General features: G+C 35.7%; 18 protein-coding genes. 12 read left to right on the top strand and 6 right to left on the bottom strand.

The annotated features are described in order from the left end of the window. The 6 genes from RM542_RS08535 to RM542_RS08510 are packed head-to-tail and all read left to right on the top strand — an operon-like array spanning position 1 to position 8,506. Positions 1-1,293: a DUF4249 domain-containing protein gene (locus RM542_RS08535; RefSeq protein WP_311385321.1), complete on the top strand. Its 1,293-nt coding sequence runs from the start codon at positions 1-3 to the stop codon at positions 1,291-1,293. Then, positions 1,290-2,624 carry a DUF4249 domain-containing protein gene (locus RM542_RS08530; protein ID WP_311385320.1) on the top strand — a complete coding sequence of 445 codons (1,335 nt, stop codon included), beginning with the start codon at positions 1,290-1,292 and terminating at the stop codon, positions 2,622-2,624. The genes RM542_RS08535 and RM542_RS08530 overlap by 4 nt, the downstream gene beginning before the upstream one ends. Beyond that, positions 2,624-3,838 carry a DUF4249 domain-containing protein gene (locus RM542_RS08525; protein ID WP_311385319.1) on the top strand — a complete coding sequence of 405 codons (1,215 nt, stop codon included), beginning with the start codon at positions 2,624-2,626 and terminating at the stop codon, positions 3,836-3,838. The genes RM542_RS08530 and RM542_RS08525 overlap by 1 nt, the downstream gene beginning before the upstream one ends. Next, complete coding sequence (locus RM542_RS08520) at positions 3,835-5,130, top strand: DUF4249 domain-containing protein (protein ID WP_311385318.1); 1,296 nt, start codon at positions 3,835-3,837, stop codon at positions 5,128-5,130. Before RM542_RS08525 ends, RM542_RS08520 begins: the two co-directional genes overlap by 4 nt. 10 nt (positions 5,131-5,140) lie before the next feature. Beyond that, positions 5,141-6,922, top strand: a complete 1,782-nt coding sequence (locus tag RM542_RS08515) for a hypothetical protein (protein WP_311385317.1) — start codon at positions 5,141-5,143, stop codon at positions 6,920-6,922. Positions 6,923-6,970: 48 nt separating this feature from the next. Then, the gene (locus tag RM542_RS08510; RefSeq protein WP_311385316.1) at positions 6,971-8,506 is read left to right on the top strand and encodes a YifB family Mg chelatase-like AAA ATPase; all 1,536 of its coding nucleotides are present in this window, start codon (positions 6,971-6,973) and stop codon (positions 8,504-8,506) included. Here RM542_RS08510 and RM542_RS08505 read toward each other — a convergent pair whose 3' ends face one another. The 5 genes from RM542_RS08505 to RM542_RS08485 form a co-directional block, all read right to left on the bottom strand. After that, positions 8,507-9,508, bottom strand: a complete 1,002-nt coding sequence (locus RM542_RS08505; RefSeq protein WP_311385315.1) for a metal-dependent hydrolase — start codon at positions 9,506-9,508, stop codon at positions 8,507-8,509. A gap of 10 nt (positions 9,509-9,518) precedes the next feature. Next, a complete protein-coding gene (locus RM542_RS08500) occupies positions 9,519-11,243 on the bottom strand; it encodes an amidohydrolase (protein WP_311385314.1) in 1,725 nt (574 codons plus the stop codon). A 62-nt stretch (positions 11,244-11,305) separates the two neighbouring features. Then, a complete protein-coding gene (locus tag RM542_RS08495) occupies positions 11,306-12,733 on the bottom strand; it encodes a M20 family peptidase (protein ID WP_311385313.1) in 1,428 nt (475 codons plus the stop codon). Between the two features lie 30 nt (positions 12,734-12,763). Further along, complete coding sequence (locus RM542_RS08490) at positions 12,764-13,882, bottom strand: histidinol-phosphate transaminase (protein WP_311385312.1); 1,119 nt, start codon at positions 13,880-13,882, stop codon at positions 12,764-12,766. A 51-nt stretch (positions 13,883-13,933) separates the two neighbouring features. Then, positions 13,934-14,377: a hypothetical protein gene (locus RM542_RS08485; RefSeq protein ID WP_311385311.1), complete on the bottom strand. Its 444-nt coding sequence runs from the start codon at positions 14,375-14,377 to the stop codon at positions 13,934-13,936. Between the two features lie 177 nt (positions 14,378-14,554). Between RM542_RS08485 and RM542_RS08480 the strand changes: the two genes are divergently transcribed. Genes RM542_RS08480 through RM542_RS08465 form a run of 4 tightly spaced genes read left to right on the top strand, consistent with a single transcriptional unit; the run spans position 14,555 to position 18,048 of the window. Further along, positions 14,555-15,748, top strand: coding sequence for an Nramp family divalent metal transporter (locus RM542_RS08480; RefSeq protein ID WP_311385310.1), 1,194 nt, complete (start codon positions 14,555-14,557; stop codon positions 15,746-15,748). Further along, positions 15,748-16,488 (top strand): 5-oxoprolinase subunit PxpA, encoded by a 741-nt coding sequence (pxpA, locus tag RM542_RS08475; protein WP_311385309.1) that lies wholly within the window; start codon positions 15,748-15,750, stop codon positions 16,486-16,488. The genes RM542_RS08480 and pxpA overlap by 1 nt, the downstream gene beginning before the upstream one ends. After that, entirely contained in the window at positions 16,485-17,216 is a 732-nt protein-coding gene (pxpB, locus tag RM542_RS08470; protein ID WP_311385308.1) for a 5-oxoprolinase subunit PxpB, read from the top strand. Before pxpA ends, pxpB begins: the two co-directional genes overlap by 4 nt. Beyond that, positions 17,209-18,048, top strand: coding sequence for a biotin-dependent carboxyltransferase family protein (locus tag RM542_RS08465; protein WP_311385307.1), 840 nt, complete (start codon positions 17,209-17,211; stop codon positions 18,046-18,048). Before pxpB ends, RM542_RS08465 begins: the two co-directional genes overlap by 8 nt. Here RM542_RS08465 and RM542_RS08460 read toward each other — a convergent pair. Next, on the bottom strand, positions 18,045-18,773 hold the full coding sequence (locus RM542_RS08460; protein WP_311385306.1) for a nitroreductase family protein: 729 nt from the start codon (positions 18,771-18,773) through the stop codon (positions 18,045-18,047). The genes RM542_RS08465 and RM542_RS08460 overlap by 4 nt on opposite strands. 247 nt (positions 18,774-19,020) lie before the next feature. On the opposite strand from RM542_RS08460, the gene ilvD reads away from it, so the two are divergent. After that, complete coding sequence (gene ilvD, locus RM542_RS08455; RefSeq protein WP_311385305.1) at positions 19,021-20,697, top strand: dihydroxy-acid dehydratase; 1,677 nt, start codon at positions 19,021-19,023, stop codon at positions 20,695-20,697. Positions 20,698-20,708: 11 nt separating this feature from the next. Then, a complete protein-coding gene (ilvB, locus tag RM542_RS08450) occupies positions 20,709-22,442 on the top strand; it encodes a biosynthetic-type acetolactate synthase large subunit (protein ID WP_311385304.1) in 1,734 nt (577 codons plus the stop codon). Positions 22,443-22,446: the final 4 nt, after the last annotated feature.

Genomic DNA, 22,446 nt, shown 5'->3' with positions numbered 1-22,446 from the left:
ATGAAAAAGAAAATTAAATGGCTCTCTCTTTTATGCTTATCACCCGTTTTTTTTGGTTGTGTTGAAGAATTTGAACCAGAAAACATAACGGAAGTTTTAGAGGGAGCGCTAGTGGTTGATGCCAGAATTTCTGATCAAAATATGCAACACACTATTTTTTTAACTAGAACCTTTCCTTTTGAGGCCGCTATGCCTATACAAGAGAGCGGAGCGCAGGTTAATATTCTAGATGATTTAGGAAATAGTATTAATTTTTTAGAAACAGCACCTGGTACTTATAATACTAGTTCTGCTATAACATTACAACATAATAGAGCTTATACTCTTGAAATTACTACCGTTGACGGCGTAAGATATAGTTCCAATGCTGAGGCCATGCCCAGTAGGGTTGAAGTGGCAGAAGTTCATGCTGAAAGAAGAGTCAACAGTTCAGAAACAGAGGGCATAGCTATTTTAGTTGATAATCAAGATAAAGCCTCACAACCTAACTACTTCAGATATGAATATGATGAGACCTATAAGGTAGTGGCACCTGATTTTAATCCTTTTACTTGGGACGTTATTGATTATGATTTTTTCTGTGAAGATGACGATGGGTGGGAGGTAACTGTTGCCCCTCGCGGAGAAGACGCCAATATTTGTTTCGCAAATGAAAAATCAAATGATATTATTCTTGCCTCCACTGCGAACTTAACATCAAATAATTTAGACGATTATGAGGTTCGTTTCTTGGGTACTGATAATTATGCCATATCACATCGCTATAGCATTCTAGTGAAGCAATATCATCATGATATTAATGCCGCTTCTTTTTTTAATAGTCTCAATGATTTTTCTAGTTCGGAGAGTATTTTCAGTAACGTTCAAACAGGGCAATTAGAAGGAAATATAAATGTGGAAAATTCAGATGTAGCCATAGTATTCGGATATTTTGAATTGAGCTCGTACAGCGAAAAACGACTGTTCTTCAATTATGAAGATTTTTTTCCAAATGAACCTTTACCTCCATACATTATTAATTGTGATTTCACAAGTGGACCTGAATTATATCCCGAAGGATTTCATGCTACCGTTATAGATGGGAAGGTCGTTATTGACGGAACATCAAACTCTCCGTTGATTGATGGTATTTTAGCGGGTTTATTGGGCTATGTCGGGGATAATGAAAATTACTTAGAAGTTGATGAAGCCGGTGAGGCTGATGGGTCTCCCTTTTTAACAAAAGCACTTGGCTGTGTTGATTGTCGAGTTTATGGTAATAATACGCCTCCTGATTTTTGGATTGAAGAATGAAGCTGTCAAAGATTATAAAACTAATTGCATTCAAATCACTCGTTTTAGTGGCGGCTTGTTTTATGTCTTGTGTTGATGTTTTAGATATTGAGGATATTACCAATAGTGATGGTAATGGTTTATTAGTTGTTGAAGCGATCCTCACAGATGAATTAAAGAATCAAGTGGTGTACCTAAGTCGAAGTGATAATAGATCCGACTTAGAGCGTGATACTACTTTTATCCCTTTTCTCACTCCTGGTTTACGTCCAAGAGATACTGTAAGCGTAGAAGAGGGAGCGATAATTAAATTATTAGATAACGAAGGACGTGAATTTGCTTTCACTGAGTCTAGAGGAGGAGTATATAATTCTAATGAAGTTTTTGCATTACAAATGGGGACTACATATCAATTAGATATTACAACAAGGGACGGTAACGAATATATTTCAAAAACGATGGAGATTCAAGGAAAAGCCGCTATTGAAAATGTTTATACTGAAAGGGCAGTCAGTGAATCAGGGGCAGACGGTGTAGCAATATTTGTAGACAGTCAACCAATCGAAGGTGTAACAGAGAATTATAGATATGATTATGTAGAAACCTACAAGGTAATTGCGCCATTATGGGATAACCAAGAATTTAAATTAACGAACTACACTTTATGCCCAGAATCGGAGTATACTTTAGAGGTAGTTGACCGTGAGGTGCAGAATAGAGTTTGTTATAATACTATTGATTCTAATACTGTTATTCAAACGAGTACCTTCAATAATACTACTGATAATATAGAGCGATTTATGGTACGGTTTATAGAAAAAGACAACTTTATTATAACCCATAGATATAGCATTTTGGTAAAGCAATATGTGCAATCATTAGAATCGTATACATTTTACGAAACTTTACGCAAGTTCTCTAGCTCAGAGAGTTTATTTTCTCAAATACAACCAGGTGAACTATTAGCCAATATCTCAAGAAAAGATGGAAACACGGAACCTGTTTTAGGTTGGTTTGAGGCAGTTAGTGTAGCACAGCAGCGGATATTTTTTGATTTTGAGGACTTATTCCCAGAAGAGGAATTACCTGATTACCCTTTTAATTGCCAACTCTTATCTGTTCCAGAACGTATTTTATGGTGTCCACGTGGTGCACCAGAGCAATTAAGAGATGGATGTCCACCTGGGGCGATTGAGGGAATAGTCGGAAATTTTTATACGTATTATGCTGGTGATGAACCCGAATTGGCACCAAACAGTACCTGCCCAGGCCCATATGTGGTAACCACCAATATTTGCGGAGATTGCCGGTTGTTGGGTGATAATGTTGAACCTGAATTTTGGATAGAATAATGAGTAAGACAATTAAAATATATGCCTTTTTTATGGTGCTTTGCTTTTTCTCATGCGTAGAACCTTTTGATATTCCTTTTGTTGAGGGTCAGGGCGAACCAGCAATCGAAAAATTATTAGTCGTTGAAGCAACGATAACTAATGAATTGAAACAACATGATGTCTTTTTGAGTAGCGGTAGTAGCTTTGAAAGTGAAGGTATTCAATTTGTTCAAAATGCTGAAGTATTTATTAACGACGACCTTGGCAATACCATACGTTTTTCTGAAATAGCTCCTGGTCATTATCAATCACAAATAGCTTTTCAAGCTGTTTCTGATGTTGAGTACCAATTGTTCATTACATCTGCTGGAAAAAATTATGAAGCAGCACCGACAAGTTTGCCGAATAGCGCTACCATAGAGAATATAAAAGCTGAAAGAATAACAACTGACCTTAATGCGGAAGGTGTTGCCATATATATTGATGCAAATTTTGATGATATTGGGACTCCTTTTTTACGCTATCAATATGAGGAAACCTATAAAATTATAGCGCCTCTTTGGTCGCCATTTGATATGATTGTAACGGACCCTAATCCGCCTTTTGCTTTTGATTTGATACCAAGGGAACAAGAAGAGCGCGTTTGTTATGGTACTCGAGTTTCAAACGATATCATTCAAAGTGAAGGTATTGATGTTAACGGTAATACCCTTAACAATGTTTTGGTTCGGTTTATTTCAAGAGATGACTTTATAATTTCACATCGCTATAGTATTCTAGTAAAGCAATTTGTGCAATCGCCAGATGCATTTGCATTTTATCAGACCTTGAATGATTTTTCAAGTGATGAAAGTGTATTTACTGATATTCAGCCCGGGTTTATTCAAGGGAATATATCAAATATGGCCGATTCTAGTGAAAAGGTAATCGGATTTTTTGAAGTTGCGAATGTTAGTGAAACTCGATTGTTTTTCAATTATGAAGATTTATTTCCTGATGAAGATTTGCCTCCATATGCCATTACCTGCAGTTTTTTAAGTGCTCCGCCTACTATTACCCCGGCTAACACCTCTCCTTTAAAAGATATTATTGAAAGTGGAGATTTCGTTTATGTTAGAGATACAAATGGTACCGTAGAAGATGGTGGACCATACTTTGTTGCAAGAAGAGCCTGTGGAGATTGTACAGCTTTAGGTAGCAATGTTGTACCTGAATTTTGGATAGAAGAATGAAAAAAGTAATCTACATTTTTGTTATGCTTATATGCAATTTCTCTTGTATAGAAGAGGTTGCTATAGATACTCAGTTGCAAGCAGAGGTTGTTATTGAAAGCATTTTGATTGTAGAGGCAACAATAACCGATGAATTAATACATCAAGAGGTCATTTTGTCTAGAGGCTCTAATTTTGCAAATGATAGTCTTGTTAATTATGAAAATAATGCAGTCGTTACTATAATTGATGACATCGGAACCACATTTTCGTTTACCGGTAGCGAAAATGGAAAATACCTTTCTTCAGAGCCATTCGCCGCTCAAAATGGGCGTTCGTATGCTCTTTTTATCACAACTAATGACGGTGAAAAATACGAATCAGAATCTGTTGTAAGTGCAGGTGTTTCAACTATTGATAATGTTTTTGCCGAGCGTATTATTAGTAATAATGAGGTTGAGGGAATGGCCATTTTTGTAGATAGTTCAAACCCTTCGGGTGATTTTAATAATTACCGATACACTTATGAAGAAACTTATAAAATTATTGCCCCTAATTGGACTTCAAGTGAATTTGAAATAATTCAAGCGGAATTTGAGCAAGTATTTGATGAAAATACTGGTGAACTGATAGAAGTTTTATACCCTGATGTTAGCTTAGTTCCAAGAACTCAAGAAGAAGAAATATGTTACAATACGGTAGTCTCAAATAGTATTATACTTTCTGATGGATTAATTCTTAATGAAAATAGTATTGACAAAAATCAAGTTCGGTTTATTAATAGGAATAATCCAATTCTATCGCATCGCTACAGCATTTTGGTAAAGCAATTTTTACAATCTCCTGATGCTGCTAATTTTTACAATACCCTTTTTCAATTTTCTCAAAGTGAAAGCTTATTTAGCGAAATCCAACCAGGGCTGATTGAGGGTAATATAAAATCAACTAGTAATGCTGAGAATATCGTAATTGGTTATTTTGAAGTCGCTAGCGTAACAACGGAACGTTTATTTTTTAATTACGAAGACTTTTTCCCAGAGGAAGCTTTGCCTCCTTATTTTAATGATTTAAACTGTAATAATGTTTTTGCTCCGCCGCTTTATAACCCTTCAAGAGATGGAGAAATTCCATTGGATGAGTGCGGAATCCCGCGTTCTTTGATTAGTTATTTACAAGCTGAAGAAATAGAATTTTTATTAGGAAATGCTAATCCACCAGGTTTATGTCAAGGCCCATATTTTGTGACGCAACGAGCATGTGGTGATTGTACCGCTTTAGGAAGTAATATAGTACCTGATTTTTGGACAGAATAAAATTTAAATTATGAAGAAATTAATTGTATTTGTTGGCCTATTAATTGGCTTGGGTTTTAGCCTTAAAGCACAATATGTAATAAAAGATGGTAGTGAATTATTGAATCTTCAAAAATTACCTCAAGAAAAGGCTTACATAGATCATACGGGTCCTTTACATTTTTCTGGTGAATATTTGTACTATGCCTTTTATTGCTTTAATGCTCAAAGTAATAAACTCACTAATATTAGCAAAGTGGCTTATGTTGCATTAGTAGATGAAAATCAGAATTATGTATTTGAACATAAAATTAAATTAACAAAGGGCCTTGGGCAAGGTGATTTTTTTATTAGCACTGATATTCCTTCAGGAAAGTATAAATTATTAGGCTATACCCAATGGATGAAAAATTCAGGATTAAGCCAAGTATTTAAAGATGACATCATTATTGTTAACCCATATATGGTTGATCAGTCTAGTATTATAGTTTCAACTGTTGATAGCGTACAAATAAGCTCCAATTTAAGCAGGGATAAAGTAGTTTTAGACTCTTCAATGATTACTCTTTCTTTAGATAAACTTCAATTTGAACCACGTGAAAAAATCAATCTTGCTGTCACCAATTATAAAGGATATTTGGGTAATGGTTCTTATACTATTAAAGTTCAAAAGAAAGACGAAATACCGGTTAAAAGTGCAGTTAATGCTATTGCATATGCTACTGAATATTTCAATGTTGATAAACAAATTTCACAAAGGGTGGGAGATAGCTTGTTTTTACCCGAGCAACGAGGAGAACTTTTTTATGGACAAGTTAGTGATGCCAATACCGGAGAGGTCGTAACAGATATGCCTATCGTGCTTTCCATACCAGGGAAAGAATTTTTATTAAAATTTTCTCAAACCGATGAGAATGGAAATTTTTATTCCTATCTACGAAAAGACTATAAGAATCCTATAGCGGTTATTCAAATTGAAGATGAGTCAAAAACGTACAGCATAAAAAAAGGAACTATATCCAAATTGAATACTAAAGACTTAAGTTTTTCTGATTTTACCCTATCAAAAGACCATGCAGAAAGTATTAAAAAACGAAGTATATTAAATCAAATTGAGAATCAATTTTTTACTGCAAAACCAGATTCTATTTTACAAGGAGACCCCATTGATCCATTTGATGGCGGTATTCCTGAGGTAGTGCTCTTAGATGAGTATACTCGTTTTCCAACATTTGAAGAAACACTTGTGGAAGTCATCACAAATGCTGGTTATCGAAATGGAGGTAAAGAAAATGACTACGTCAAGGTGGCACAAGACTTTGAAACCTTCAATGAAGATTTTAATAGTTTTCCAGCTATAGTTTTAATTGATGGGGTTTTTATTCCTAATCATGAGAAAATTAGAAAATTTGATGCAAGACGTATAGAAAAAATAAGCTTGATTCGCGATCAATTTAGATTAGGTGGTAAGGACTATCAGGGCATTGTTTCCGTAGAAACTTTCGAAAGTGATTTTTTAGTTGATTATTCTAATCAAAATAGCCTATTGGTTGATTTGGATAAACCAATTACTAAAAAGAATTACTACCAACAAACATATGCTCCAAATGAAATGGCTTTTTCAAGAGTACCTGATTACAGAACATTATTGTACTGGAAACCACAATTGGTGGTTGAAGGAAGTAGTTATGCTTTAGACTTTTTCACTTCTGATGTTGAAGGAACTTATGAAATAACTTTTAATGGCTTTACTACCTATGGTAAGCCTTTAACAATTAAAAAAGAGTTTGTGGTAAGCCGCAGTACTCCTTGATTTTTAAGGGTTGACTAAAAATGTTACTTTTAGTGGCAAACATTAACTATGCTTATTAAAGTTTTTGGCAGCGCCGTTTTTGGCGTTGAAGCCACTACTATTGTCGTTGAAGTAAATATAGATAAAGGTATTGGCTACCATCTTGTTGGTCTTCCAGATAATGCTATTAAAGAGAGTAACTACAGAATTGCCGCTGCGCTTCAAAACAATGGTTATAAAATACCTGGCAAAAAGATAACTATCAATATGGCTCCTGCTGATCTTCGAAAAGAAGGTTCGTCGTACGATTTAACTTTAGCACTTGGTATTTTAGCAGCTTCTAGTCAAATAAAATCAGAAAATATAGGTAAGTATTTGATAATGGGAGAACTGTCATTAGATGGTAGCGTACAACCCATTAAAGGAGCTTTGCCAATAGCTATTAAAGCAAAAGAAGAAGGTTATAAGGGTTTTATCTTACCTCTTCAAAACGCTAAAGAAGCGGCCATTGTTAGTGATTTAAAAGTTTACGGTGTAGAAAATATAAAACAGGTCATTGATTTTTTTGATAAGGGAACACCATTAGAGCAAACTATTATTGATACGCGCGCTGAGTTTTATAAGAGTTTAGATTTTCCAGAGTTTGACTTTTCGGATGTCAAAGGACAAGAGAGTATTAAAAGATGTATGGAAATTGCAGCGGCGGGAGGGCATAATATTATTTTAATTGGTCCACCAGGTGCAGGTAAGACCATGCTAGCAAAAAGACTTCCCTCTATTTTACCTCCAATGACTTTGCATGAAGCCTTAGAAACTACTAAGATTCATAGTGTAGTTGGTAAAGTTAAGAATATGGGCTTGATGAGTCAGCGCCCGTTTAGAAGTCCTCATCATACCATTTCAGACGTTGCACTCGTAGGTGGAGGGGCCTATCCACAGCCTGGAGAAATCTCATTATCACATAACGGGGTTTTGTTTTTAGACGAATTACCTGAATTTAAAAGAGGAGTTTTAGAGGTGATGCGCCAACCATTGGAAGACCGAGAGGTGACTATTTCAAGAGCGAGATTTACAGTAACCTACCCAAGTAGTTTTATGCTGGTAGCAAGCATGAATCCAAGTCCAGGAGGTTATTTTAACGACCCAGATGCCCCAGTAACATCTTCTCCGGCTGAGATGCAAAGATATCTGAGCAAGATTTCAGGACCTTTATTGGACCGTATTGATATTCATATTGAGGTGACCCCAGTGCCATTTGATAAACTTTCTGAAGAGCGCAAAGGTGAGAGTAGTGTTAAAATCAGAAAAAGAGTTACGGCAGCCAGAGAAATACAAACTCAACGTTTTAATAAATTGGAAAACGTACATTATAATGCACAGATGAACACAAAACAAATTCGTGCATATTGCAAATTAGACGATGCTTCAAAAACCTTACTTAAAAATGCAATGGAAAGACTTAATCTTTCGGCGCGGGCCTATGATCGTATCCTAAAAGTTGCGCGAACTATTGCAGATTTAGAAAATTCCCAAGAAGTAATCGGTAATCATATTTCAGAGGCTATCCAATATAGAAGTTTGGATAGAGAGGGTTGGTTGGGGTAATTAATTCCCCAAAATCCTATCCCATAATGCAGTAACCAATTTTTTGGCATCACTACGATTCTTTGGAACTTCGGAGACTTCAAGTCCATCAGCCATATCATTTAATTTGTAGGAAAAAGCAAATTGAGTTTCTGTGGGATCTAAACTGAGTAATCCAAAACGTAAATCATTAAAAAACAAGTGGCCATCCTTTTTAGTGATAGCAAACCAACCTTCACTAATTTGGATAAGTCTTTGAATTTTGTCTTTTTGTTGAATTCCTTCTAAAAGGTTGTGATTTTTAGGGATACCGCGAAAAGTAATGGGCTGCGAATCAAAAAAAGAATATTCACCAATTAAATAGGCATCTTTAGTATCTATATTGGCCATCCAAAGGATTGTGTTAAAAGGTGATGGCCTTATATCCATTTGTGAATAACTGATATTTTGTTCTTTCAAATTCGATTCAAAACTTTGATAAGCCATGCCTTTAAATATTAAGGTAAATAACAAATACAAAGAACTAATTGTGAGCCCAAGTCGATTGAATCTTCTCCTTTTCTGACTTCCTCTTGCTTGAGTCATAGCCAATATCAAGAATGTTAAAAAGGGTAGGGTGTAGAAGGGGTCAATCACAAAGATATTTTGAAATGCTAGTCGTAATTTGAGAGGCCAAAATAATTGGGTTCCCCAAGTTGTAAAAGCATCAAGAATTGGATGTGTAAACAGTCCCCAGAAAAATAGCCAGGACCAAGCACGCCAATTAGCTTGTTTTTTCTTGTAAATCATCCAAACAACCCAACCAAAAATAGGAGCAAATAGCACAGAGAAGAAAATAGAATGGCTAAAGCCTCTATGAAATTCAACTGCGGTTACGGTATCCACAAAAAAATTGGCCAAAACATCTAAATCAGGAATGGTTCCGGCAACGGTACCCCATAACATAGCTTTATTGCCAACCTTTTTTCCTAGAACTGCTTCTCCAACTGCAGCGCCTAGAACTATTTGTGTTAAGGAGTCCAATTAAATTAAATTAGTTTTTATCATAGACGATTTCGCCATTATAAATGGTCATGAGGACTTTAGTTTCTAAAAACTCATCCTCAGCTATTGCCATTAAATCTTGATTAAAAATGGTGAAATCTGCTAGTTTCCCTGCAGTAATAGACCCTTTAATTTCTTCTTCAAAAGCACCATAAGCTGCATCGAGTGTATAAGACTTTAGCGCTTGCTCCCGTGTCATTCGCTCTTCAGGTTCATAGCCTTCGTCAGGCATACCGTTCAGTGATTTTCTTGTAAAACTAGCGTATAAGCTTGCGATTGGGTTTAAAGGTTCAACAGGCACATCTGTACCATTTACAATGGGTATTCCACTCTTAAGAAGGGTTTGCCACATGTAAGCCCCTTCTTTTATTCTTTTTTCGCCTAAACGGTCTATTGCCCAAGAACGGTCAGATGATAAATGAACCGCTTGCATAGCTGGAATAACACCGAGTTCAGCAAAACGTGGAATATCGTCTGGGTGAAGGTGTTGGGCATGCTCTATTCTAAAACGATGGTTTTCTGTCAAATCCGGTAATTGTTCAAAGGCATACTCATAACGGTCTAATATTTCTTTATTAGCTCTATCCCCAATGGCGTGGGAACAAACCTGAAATCCATTTCTTAGTCCATTTAAAGCGGTTTCTTTTACAAATGGCATCGGTAGCGTTTCATGACCAAAATGACCGGGTCTATCTGTATATTCCTCCAAAAGCCAAGCTCCTCGTGAGCCTAAAGCGCCATCACAATTGAGTTTAACAGACCGTATTGTTAGGGTGTGGTCAGGATCAACTAGCGGGCCCTTTTCATACCACTCGGTTAACAAATCCTCATCCCAACCTGTTAGCATACAGTAGAGTCTAACATTCATTTTATTAGCGGTCTTCATATCTTCATATAATGCAATCGTTTCACGACCAATACCAGCATCATGAAAACCTGTAATTCCATTTCTTTGGCATGCAGCTACAGCTAATTCAAAAGCTTTCCGTTCTCTTTGCGCAGTAGTTTCTGGAATATGTTTCGTTATTAAAGTTTGAGCTCGCTCATTAAAAATACCAGTCGGACGACCAAAATCATCTCGCATTACCTCGCCACCTTCTACTTTAAATTTATCGATACCTTCTTTAGAAAGAATTGAAAGTCCAGCAATTTCCATGGCTTTCGCATTAGCAAAACCAGCATGACCACTGGCATGACTCAGGTAGACAGGGTTGTCAGGTGAAACTTCACTTAACAAATCATGCGTTTGAAATCCATCTACCATTTGGTTTGGCATTACTGTCCATTTACTTTGATGCCATCCTCTGCCTAATATCCATTCGCCGGGTTCAACAGTTTTTACTTTCTCAGCAACGGCATCTATAATTTCTTGATAGCTGGTTGTATTTATTAAATCAAGATTTAGTTCATTATAACCGAGCCCCATGAAATGACCGTGACCTTCAATTAAACCTGGTGTCATTGTTTTACCCTCAAGGTCAACGAGTTTTGTTTCCTTTGTTTTGAATTTTTCTGCTTCATCTAAACTTCCGGCAAAAAGTATGATATTATCTTTTACTGCTACTGCTTCAACAGTACTTTGAACAGAATCTACTGTATAAATTGGACCACCATAAATAAGCAATGTCGCTTCCTCTTTTGGTGTTGTTGAACAAGAAAACATGAATAAGAAAACTACTAATAGTTGATAGAAAACTGCACTAGGTAATCGCATAAGGCTTTTGTTGAAATTTTAATTTAAAATAAAAGTTTGATGAAATAAAACATCAAAAGAACCTAGTCATATCCCTTGATCAACTGGTAGGTAAATTGAATAATTTCTTTATAATTCTCTTTGGTAATTTTTTCGTCTATACCATGAAATCCGGTCATATTATCAGGATTGATTCGTAATGGATAAAATCGAAAAACATCATCGGAGATTTCATAAAAATACCGTGCATCAGTGCCTCCGCCAACAAGTCCGGGAACAACGACTGCATCGGGAAAAGTGGACCTGATGGTACGTTCTAAATTTTTAAAAGCTTCAGAATCTATGCTTGACACCGGCGATGGATTAGTTAAAAACCCAACGGGCTCAACTTTAATTTTGTCACTTACAGTTTCAATGATGTGTTGTTTTGTAGATTCAATAGTTTCTCCAGGTAAAATCCTAAAATTGATAGTAGCCTCAGCTACGGTCGGAATTACATTATTTTTTATACCGCCGTCAATTATAGTAGGAGCCGTGGTTGTATGGGCATTTAATGCTTCAAGAATTGGTTTTTTAAAGAGCCATGGGTTAGCGAAAGCCAGTTTTTTCATAAAAGGGAGCTCCGCACCCATGTATTCTAATTGATAATCAATTGGCTTAACCAATTTATATGGTAATTGATTATTCTCTAAATCAACAATAGCTTGAGCAAGCATACCAATGGTATTTTCACGTGGTGGTGCTGAACTGTGCCCGCCGGTCGTTTCAACTATAAGTCTAAACGAAGCAAACCCCTTCTCAGAAAGGTTTACAATCGCAACTTGTTTGTCAATACCGGGTATCATTCCATCAGCGAGAAACCCACCTTCATCAATAGTCATTGCTGCATTGACACCTTTTGCTTTTAAATAATCTGCAATTTTAGAAGCTCCTTTTCCTCCGCCAACTTCTTCATCATGACCAAAAGCAAGATAAATAGTTTGTTGCGGGTTAAATGATTCACTAAGCAGTCTTTCTACTGATTCCATAATTGCTATTAAGGTATTCTTATCATCCATGGTACCTCTACCAATTATGTGTGTATCAGTTATCTTACCTTCAAATGGTCCGGCTTCCCAATCATTTAAAGTCGGTTCATCAACTGGAACAACATCTTGATGTGACATTAGAATGATTGGCTTTTTTGAAGCATCGGTTCCCTTCCATGTATACAAAAGACTATACTCACTTATCATTTCAAGGTTCAAGTTTTGATGAATAAGGGGGTAGGTTTTTTTTAAAAACTGATGAAATCCATTGAATGCAGTTGAGTCAGGTATGGCATCTTCACTAAAAGATATTGTTTCAAACTTAATAGCTTCAGAAAGGTTTTGAAAAACTGAATCAGGAATTGTAATTTTTTCTATTGGTATTGATGAAACCTGTTTGGATTTTAACGAAAAAGTATTGAATAACAGTATTGCAGCAATTACAATTAAAATTGCTAATAAGGCGTAGAGTATTTTTTTCATTCTGTAACTATTGGTTGGTTTTAATTTGTATTAGCTGATGACTTTTTTCAAGGCTCTGTCAAAAAGCTTCATATTATCTATGGTGCCGGTGCTAATTCTTGCCCATTCGTTAAAAGGAGGAAAGGGACGACCAATAAGCACATTTTCTTTTTTCATTTCAGCAATCATTTTAGAAATTGGATGCCCAGTTTTAAAGAAAACAAAATTAGTATGTGATTTAATGTATTCTAAGTTTAAATCATCTAACGTTTTATAGATAAAATTTTTAGCCTCTACATTTTTTGCTAAACTAAACTTGTAAAAGTCATCGTCTAAAAGTGCTGTTTTTGCCGCTTCAATGGCTAAGACATTGGTCATAGCCATAATATTACTTCTCAATCTTTGAGCAACATCAGGCCGAGCGACTAGATATCCAATACGCATACCAGCCAAGCCATAAACTTTAGAAAAAGTTTTAGATACTATAACATTCATACCTTCTTTAACGAGTTCTACCATAGAAGGATAGTCCGGTTCTGTAATAAAATCGTAATAGGCTTCATCACTAAATACCATAGTTTTTTTGCTCACAGAGCTACAGAAGTCTCGTAATTTGATTTTATCAAGTAACGTTCCTGTAGGGTTATTCGGATTACAAAGAAAGATGAGTGTTGTTTTGGTATTGATTCTATTGGCCATGGCCTCCAAATCATGATTCATATATTCATCTACAGGAACACGATGAACATAGGCTCCAAAATTTTCTGCATATCGTAACATTGCCTGAAAAGTTGGATCAGCAGCAATAATTTCACCGCCGTCAATTCCGTAAGTTATCCCTGTTGCTTTTAAGCCTTCGGTTGAACCACCTGTTATAACAATATGATCAATTGAAACGCCCTCTGTTTCTGCTATTTGCTCCAATAAAGGTCGGAAAACCATAGAAGGATACCTACAGGCAACATCAAAAGAATTTGTAATTGCTTCGCGAACTCTTTTAGAAGGACCAAAAGGATTTTCATTCGAATTTAGTTTTGCAAAAGGCTCGTTTTCTTTTGCAATTGAAGAAAATTGGTAATTACCAGCATAAGAGTTTACACCACCTAAAAGTGCGAAACCGCCTGATAATCCTGCCGTTTTGAGCCATTGTCTCCTGTCTAAAGTCTTCATAAATAAAATTTATGAAGAAAAGATACAAATTCTCAATGTATAGTATTTATGCTAAATAACTTTAATATTAGCTTTAAGCCCTTGAATAATTCCGAGAATATTATTGACAGTGTCTTTTAAATAGTACTTGACAACAATATGAGGAATTCGGATTGTTGTAAATCCATTCTTAAAAGAATGCATAGCTTCTTCCAGGTCTTGAATTGCTTGCTCGTGGGTTATTAATTGATAGTCGGTATCAACTTCAATATTTAGTTTAACCCTTGAAATAGCGATATCGACAGATTTATTTCCATCCCACCATTCAAGCATAGGGTTAGCACCTGCCTCTTTAAGCGCGTAAAACAGTTGTACGGCCTCAATGGGGGTGTCATTCTCTAATATTACTTTTTCAATAAGTCGGATATGTCGTTCACATAATTCAACACCTAAGGCTTCGGTTGATTTTTTGAACGTTTCATAGCCGATATTTTTGTTACAATCTATACATGCCATTTAAGTAGGTAAGTTTGGTCAATTTTTCGATTTGGGACTATTATAACTTTGACAAAATTTAATTCGTATATCGATTCGACGTATGACACCTTCTTTTTAGATGAAATGCATTTTTTTAGATGAAATGCAAGGTGGCTTGTTGCGAAACCATTAATTTGTGTGGTGTAAATTTTCAACATGTTTAAAAAAATAGGCCCCGGAGTTTTAGTTGCAGCTGCTTTTATTGGTCCTGGTACAATTACAGCTTGTACCATTGCCGGTGTAAGTTTTGGTTATGCTTTGTTGTGGGCAATGCTATTATCTATAATAGCCACAATGGTATTACAAGAGATGGCCGCACGATTGGGTATCATAGCTCAAAAAGGTTTAGCCGATGTTATAAAACAGGAGCTTAGAAATAAATGGGTGAAAGGCACAATCATTGCGATAGTGTTAGGGGCCATATTAATAGGTAATGCTGCATACGAAGCTGGTAATATAGGAGGTGCTTCTTTAGGTTTAGCTGCAATTTTTGGTAAAGCTTATGTTGAGTTTTACCCTATTATTATAGGAATAGTATCTTTTGTTTTGCTATGGCTAGGGACATATAAATCATTAGAGAAGATCTTTTTTGCTCTGATTGCATTAATGAGTCTTTCCTTTATAATTACAGCAATTTTAACCAAACCAGATTTGGGTGGAATTGTATCAGGTTTATTTATACCATCAATGCCATCTGATAGTTTACTAACCGTTATTGCTTTGGTTGGTACAACAGTCGTTCCCTATAACTTGTTTTTACATGCCTCATTGGTTAATGAAAAATGGAAATCAAAAACTGATTTAAAGGTTGCCCGTTGGGATACTATAATTTCAATCGCTTTGGGAGGTTTAGTATCCATGTGTGTGATTATTGCAGCAGCTTCCATCCCATCGAATGAAGTAACTGGCGCAGGCGACTTAGCCTTAGGTTTAGAACCTTTATTTGGTGATATGGCTCGTTATTTTATGGGAATAGGACTTTTTGCCGCAGGTATAACATCATCTATTACTGCGCCATTGGCAGCTGCATATGTAGCTAACAGTTGTTTTGGGTGGAATGCGAGTTTGAAAGATTGGAAATTTAGAATGGTTTGGATTTCTATTTTAAGTATAGGTGTGGTATTTCTATCCTTTGGCATCAAACCCATTGAGGTAATTAAGTTTGCTCAAATCGCCAATGGTATTTTATTACCCGCAATTGCTATACTTTTGGTTTGGATAGTTAACAAAGCTTCAGTAATGGGAACAAATAAGAACTCAATAGCACAAAATGTGATTGGATACGCAATCGTTTTATTTTCTTTGTTTTTAGGATTGAAAAGTATTTTTAAGGTTATGGGTTTGTATTAATGAAAAAAATAATTGTTGATATTAATTGCGATGTAGGGGAGGGTGTAGGTAATGAGATTGATTTACTTCCTTTAATTAGTTCATGTAACATTGCATGTGGCGGCCACGCTGGTGATAAAAAGAGTATGGCTGATGTAATTCGTTTAGCGATGAATAACCAGGTTAAAATCGGAGCTCATCCTAGTTATCCCGATAAAGAAAACTTTGGAAGAGTGGTCATGAATATTTCTTCAAGGGAACTTATTTTAAGTTTAAACGAACAGCTTTCGATTTTTGTGAAAATTCTTGAACAGCACAAAGGTGTTTTGAATCATATTAAGCCTCATGGAGCATTGTATAATAAAATTGCTGAAGATGAAAATTTAGCCAATATATTTCTAGATGCTATTGAGAATTATAAAAACATCCCTATTTATTTACCTTACCAATCACAAATTCATCAACTAGCTATTAAAAGAGGGTTTAAGTTTCACTTAGAAGCTTTTGCAGACCGCAACTATACTTCATCTTTAAAATTAGTTTCTCGTTCGTTAGAAAACGCTGTAATACATGAGCCAAAATTGGTTCTACAACATTTGGTGAAAATGATTAGGGAAGAAGCGGTAGATACTATTGAAGGCTTATCAAGAAAAATAAAAGCCCATACATTTTGTGTTCATGGAGACACGCCTACAGCTTTGCAAATATTGATGTATCTTTCTCAAGAATTACCAAAAAACCAAATCGAAATTAGCAAGTGAGTAGTTACCCCATTACTATAAAAGCCTTTGGTGAACAAGCTATTTTAGTTCAGTGGCCAAGCGAGGTTAATGATTCCATTTTAGAAGATATCATACAGTTTACCAACTTCTTAAAAAGAAAGTTAGAGGGTAAATGGGAGTTGGTTCCATCTTATAATTCTTTAACTATTATTGGTGAAGCAAACAATCTAAATTTGATTGAAATAAGAAAAAGTATAATAGCTTTTTATAAAGCTCTAGATTATACTGAAAAACCAGTACGATATTTATGGACTCTACCGGTTTGTTATGATTCAGAATTTGGACTTGATTTAGATGAAGTATCTCAGAATTTGAATATGACAGTTTCCGAATTGATTCAAAGTCATTCAGAAAACGAATATACTGTATATGGTATCGGTTTTCTTCCTGGGTTTATGTACCTGGGTGGATTACCTAAAAACTTAGAAACAACTCGAAAAGAAACTCCACGATTAAAAGTAGCTAAGGGAGCAGTTGGTTTAGCTGGAAAACAAACAGGGATTTATCCTCAAGAATCTCCTGGTGGATGGAACATAATTGGTAGTTGTCCTGTAGCCATATTTAATGTAAATACTGAAGAACCGTGTTTTGTAAGCGTTGGTGATAAAATTAAGTTTGAAGCGATTTCTAGGGCAACTTATGACTTACATAAAATTGAGGCTGAAGTTGGTATTTATAAACCTAAAAAGGTGCTTTTAAATGATTAAAGTTTTAAAATCAGGTTTTTTTACTTCTATTCAAGATATAGGGCGTTTTGGCTTTAGAAATAAAGGCGTTCCTGTCTCTGGTGCTATGGATACTAACGCCTTACGTAAGGCAAATTCTTTATTAGAAAACTCTCCCAAGGCAGCATTATTAGAAATAACAATGACTGGTCCAACATTATTATTTGAAGAGGAGACTTATGTCAGTTTATCAGGAGCTGAAATGTCAGCAACGTTAAATAATTTACCAATAGATAATTATAAGGTTTATAAAGTAAAGAAAGGCGACATCATATCTTATGGTAGACTTACCAATGGTTTTAGGGCCTATTTAGCTGTAAAAAATGGGTTAGAATCTAATAGTGTTTTAGGTAGTTCTTCGCAGTATTTTCCGTTAACTTCTAGAAAATGTATTTCAGATGGCGATCAGATTTCATTTGACCCTATCTTACATTTTGAGCCTAAAATTACGGAGTTAAAAATTGATTTTTATTATAAAGAGAAGGATCTAAAGGTAAGTAAAGGACCAGAATTTGACATGCTTAGTGATGATCAACTAGAATCTTTATTCACCAAGGAGTTTTCAATAGCCAAAGAGAATAATAGAATGGCATATCAAATAAATGAATTAATAGATGGTCATAATGTAACTATGCTAACTTCTGGCACCCTACCAGGTACAGTTCAATTAACACCAAATGGTAAATTGATAATACTAATGAAAGACGGACAGACCACTGGAGGTTACCCAAGAATATTACAGCTTAATCAAGAAGCTATTTGTGTATTAGCTCAAAAAAAGTTTGGAGATAGTTTCAGTTTTAATCTTTATTAAATTTTACGGTAAACATCTTGAAACGGAACTCTAAATCGTTCTCCGTAAATACCCTTTTCATCCCTAATACCGCAACCAATAACCATATTTATTTCAGCACCACTACTTAAATTTAGAATTCTTTTGACTAATAAGGTGTCACTGCCTTCCATAGGACATGTATCATATCCGATAGCCGCCATACTAATCATAAAATTTTGTGCAGCCAAACCAGCACTTTTATGCGCGACAATACGCATATCTGAATTTCTTACTTGTCTATAGATTGGTTTGAATAAGCCAATTATTTGAAATATGATATATTTTAACCAGCCCAAAATGCCAAAAACATCAAAATAAACCGTGGGTATGAGTTTAGAGTAATAAGACAATGCAAACTTTTCTCTTTTAGAGTATTCAGATTCAGGCTTATTTCCAATCCCTGCTTTTAAAAATAAAAAATTTGATTTGGCACGTTTTCTCCATAAATCTTTACGAGCCACTACTACCAACATCTCCTTGGAGTATTTAGCAGCATTTTGCCCTAAGCAAGCCTTAGTCATTTGCTTAAGAATAGCCTTATCGGTAATATGATAAAATTCCCAAAGTTGGAGGTTACTGCTGGTCGCTGCTAAAGTCGCTTGCTGTATACATTGTTTTACCTTATCAGAATTAAGTTCTTCATCTTCTTTAAAAATACGAACTGACCTTCGGTAATTGATTGCTTCACTAACCGTTTTTTCCATAGATTTCAAAAGTATAAAATTGAGATGGTTCTAAAACTCTAAAGACATGTTTTTATGAATTTTCCAAAAGGAATGAATATGGTATTTTAAAATGAGTTAAATAATTGAAAATCAATTATATAAAAGGTTTAGAATTTAAATGAATTTAGCGGTTCACCGACTGTTAAAATTACAGGATGTTTGAAAAAATTATTTTTGAATGTTGTAGTATGTATTAGAACAAACTATAATTTGAAAGAAGACTTTAATGGAACTGAATAAATACAGCAAAAACGTTACCCAAGACCCAACACAACCGGCAGCACAAGCTATGTTATATGCTATTGGTTTAACTGAGGAAGATTTAAAAAAACCTTTGATTGGTATTGGTAGCACCGGTTATGAGGGTAACCCTTGTAATATGCATTTAAATGACCTTTCTGAATATGTCAAGGAAGGTATAAATTCTTCTGATTTAGTAGGTCTAATTTTCAATACAATTGGTGTTAGTGATGGTATTTCAATGGGTACGTACGGTATGAGATATTCGCTCCCTTCAAGAGATATTATAGCAGATTCAATGGAAACAGTGGTGCAGGCAATGAACTATGATGGTTTGGCTACAGTTGTAGGATGTGATAAAAATATGCCAGGAGCTTTAATGGCAATGATTAGATTAAATAGACCTTCTGTATTAGTATATGGCGGTACCATTGCATCAGGATGTTTAAAGGATAAAAAATTAGATGTTGTTTCAGCTTTTGAAGCTTGGGGTGAAAAAGTCGCAGGCACTTTAAATGAAGAAGACTACAAGGCTGTTATACAAAATGCTTGTCCAGGTGCAGGCGCATGTGGTGGAATGTATACAGCTAATACCATGGCTTCCGCCATTGAGGCTTTAGGTATGGCTATGCCTTATAATTCTTCTAATCCTGCTACAGGCGGTGAGAAGAAAGAAGATTGTATAGCTTCAGGTCGTGCATTAAAACAACTAATTGAAAAGGACATCAAGCCTTTAGATATTATCACTAGAAAATCTTTAGAGAATGCAGTACGCTTAATCACTGTTTTAGGTGGTAGTACGAACGCAGTTCTCCACTTTTTAGCGATTGCAAAAGCCGCCGAGATTGAATTTGGTCTAGACGATTTTCAACATATTAGTGATACGACGCCATTCTTAGCAGATTTAAAACCTAGTGGTAAATTTTTAATGGAAGATGTTCATCGAGTAGGAGGTATACCTGCAGTAATGAAGTTTATGCTGGAAAAGGGTATGTTACATGGTGATTGTTTAACGGTAACAGGGAAAACAGTTGCAGAGAATTTAGCGGACGTACCTAATTTAGTTGAGGGTCAAAAAGTAATTAAAGATTTAGATAATCCAATAAAAGAAACAGGGCATATTAGAATCCTTTTTGGAAATTTAGCTAGTGAAGGTTCTGTTGCAAAAATTACAGGAAAAGAAGGATTACATTTTTCTGGACCTGCTAAGGTTTTCGAAGGTGAATTTCTAGCCAATGATGGTATTAGAGATGGTAAGGTAAAAAAAGGAGATGTTGTCGTCATCCGCTATGAAGGTCCTAAAGGTGGGCCAGGAATGCCAGAAATGTTAAAACCGACCGCCGCAATTATGGGTGCAGGTTTAGGTAAAGATGTCGCCTTAATTACGGATGGCCGTTTTTCCGGAGGCACACATGGTTTTGTGGTCGGTCATATTGCACCGGAAGCGCAAGATGGAGGAAATATTGCATTATTAGAAGATGGTGATATCATCACGCTTAATGCTGAAGATAATACAATTTCGGTTGATTTGACTGAAGAAGAATTGGCCAATAGAAGAAGAAATTGGGAGCAACCTGAACTTAAAGTAAGAAAAGGGAGCTTATATAAATATGCAAAAATGGTTTCGTCGGCCTCTCAAGGTTGCGTTACTGATGAAATATAATCCGTGAAGCTATGGAAATACTAAAAGTGAAAAAAGACAAGTCGGAAACAGTTACCAAAATAAAAATAACTGGCGCTGAAGCAATAATCCATTGCTTATTAGCTGAGGGTGTTGATTTACTTTATGGTTATCCAGGAGGTGCAATCATGCCAGTTTATGATGAACTATATAAGTTTCAAGATAAATTGACTCATATATTAACCAGACATGAACAAGGTGCGACACATTCTGCTCAGGGCTATGCAAGAGTTTCAGGTAGGGTAGGTGTTGCTATGGCAACTTCAGGACCAGGTGCTACGAACTTGGTGACCGGTTTGGCAGATGCCCAAATAGATTCAACACCAATAGTTTGCATTACGGGGCAGGTTCCAAGACATCTTTTAGGTTCGGATGCTTTTCAAGAAACTGATATTATAGGTATCTCTACTCCTGTTACAAAATGGAATCATCAAATCACCAAAGCTTCAGAAATCCCTGAAGTAATGGCCAAGGCATTTTATATTGCTAAATCGGGTAGACCAGGACCGGTATTGGTTGATATTACTAAAAATGCGCAATTTGAAGAATTTGAGTTTAGCTATGAAAAATGTACTGGTGTTCGTAGTTATAATCCTGAACCTAAACCTGATGTAACTGCAATAGAAGCTGCTGCAGAGCTCATTAATAATGCCAAAAAACCTTTTATTGTATGTGGTCAAGGAGTTATTCTCGGTAAAGCTGAGGAAGAACTCAAAGCATTGATTGAAAAAGCAGGTATTCCAGCTGCGTGGACCATCATGGGAGAATCTGCAATTCCAACAAGCCATCCGTTGAATGTTGGTATGGTTGGTATGCATGGTAATTATGGCCCAAATGTATTGACCAATGAATGTGATTTACTTTTGGCTATTGGTATGCGATTTGATGACCGCGTTACGGGTAGTTTAGATACCTATGCCAAACAAGCCAAAGTGGTTCATTTTGAAATAGACCCTGCCGAAATCAATAAAAATGTAAAGGCGGATGTTGCTGTTTTGGGAAATTCTAAGGTTACTTTGGCAAAATTACTTCCTTTTGTTAAGAACAATAAACATGACGCTTGGCATGACGAATTCAAACAAAAAGCACAGATTGAATTTGATACCGTAATCAAAAACGATATTCATCCGACCAAAGAGGGATTAACAATGGGTGAAGTTATTGAAGAAATAAATATCGCTTCAAAGAATAAGGCAGTAATTGTTACTGATGTTGGACAACATCAAATGATTGCTTGTCGTTATGCAAAATTTGAACAGTCAAAAAGCAATATCACATCTGGAGGCTTAGGTACCATGGGCTTTGCACTTCCAGCAGCAATTGGTGCTAAGCAAGGTGCTATGGATAGAGAAGTTGTGGCAATAATTGGTGATGGTGGTTATCAGATGACCATACAGGAATTAGGAGTTATTTTTCAGCATCAAATTCCTGTAAAAATTGTGGTCTTAAATAATGACCATTTGGGAATGGTGCGCCAATGGCAAGAATTATTTTTTGATAAGAGATATGCATCTACTGTAATGGTTAATCCTGATTTTGTGAAAATAGCAGAAGGATATCATATTGAGTCAAAAAGAGTTAGCGAACGTAAAAATTTAAAAGCTACCATTCAAGAAATGATTGCTTCTGATAAGCCGTATTTCTTGGAAGTTAAAGTTGAAAAAGAAGATAATGTATTTCCGATGATACCATCGGGAGCATCGGTTTCAGATATACGATTGAAATAAACCA

The organism is Croceitalea sp. P059 (genome assembly GCF_031846365.1).
Lineage (GTDB): Bacteria > Bacteroidota > Bacteroidia > Flavobacteriales > Flavobacteriaceae > Croceitalea > Croceitalea vernalis.
The sequence above is the reverse complement of the archived record's forward strand: the minus strand, read 5'-3'. Positions and strand labels throughout refer to the sequence as shown.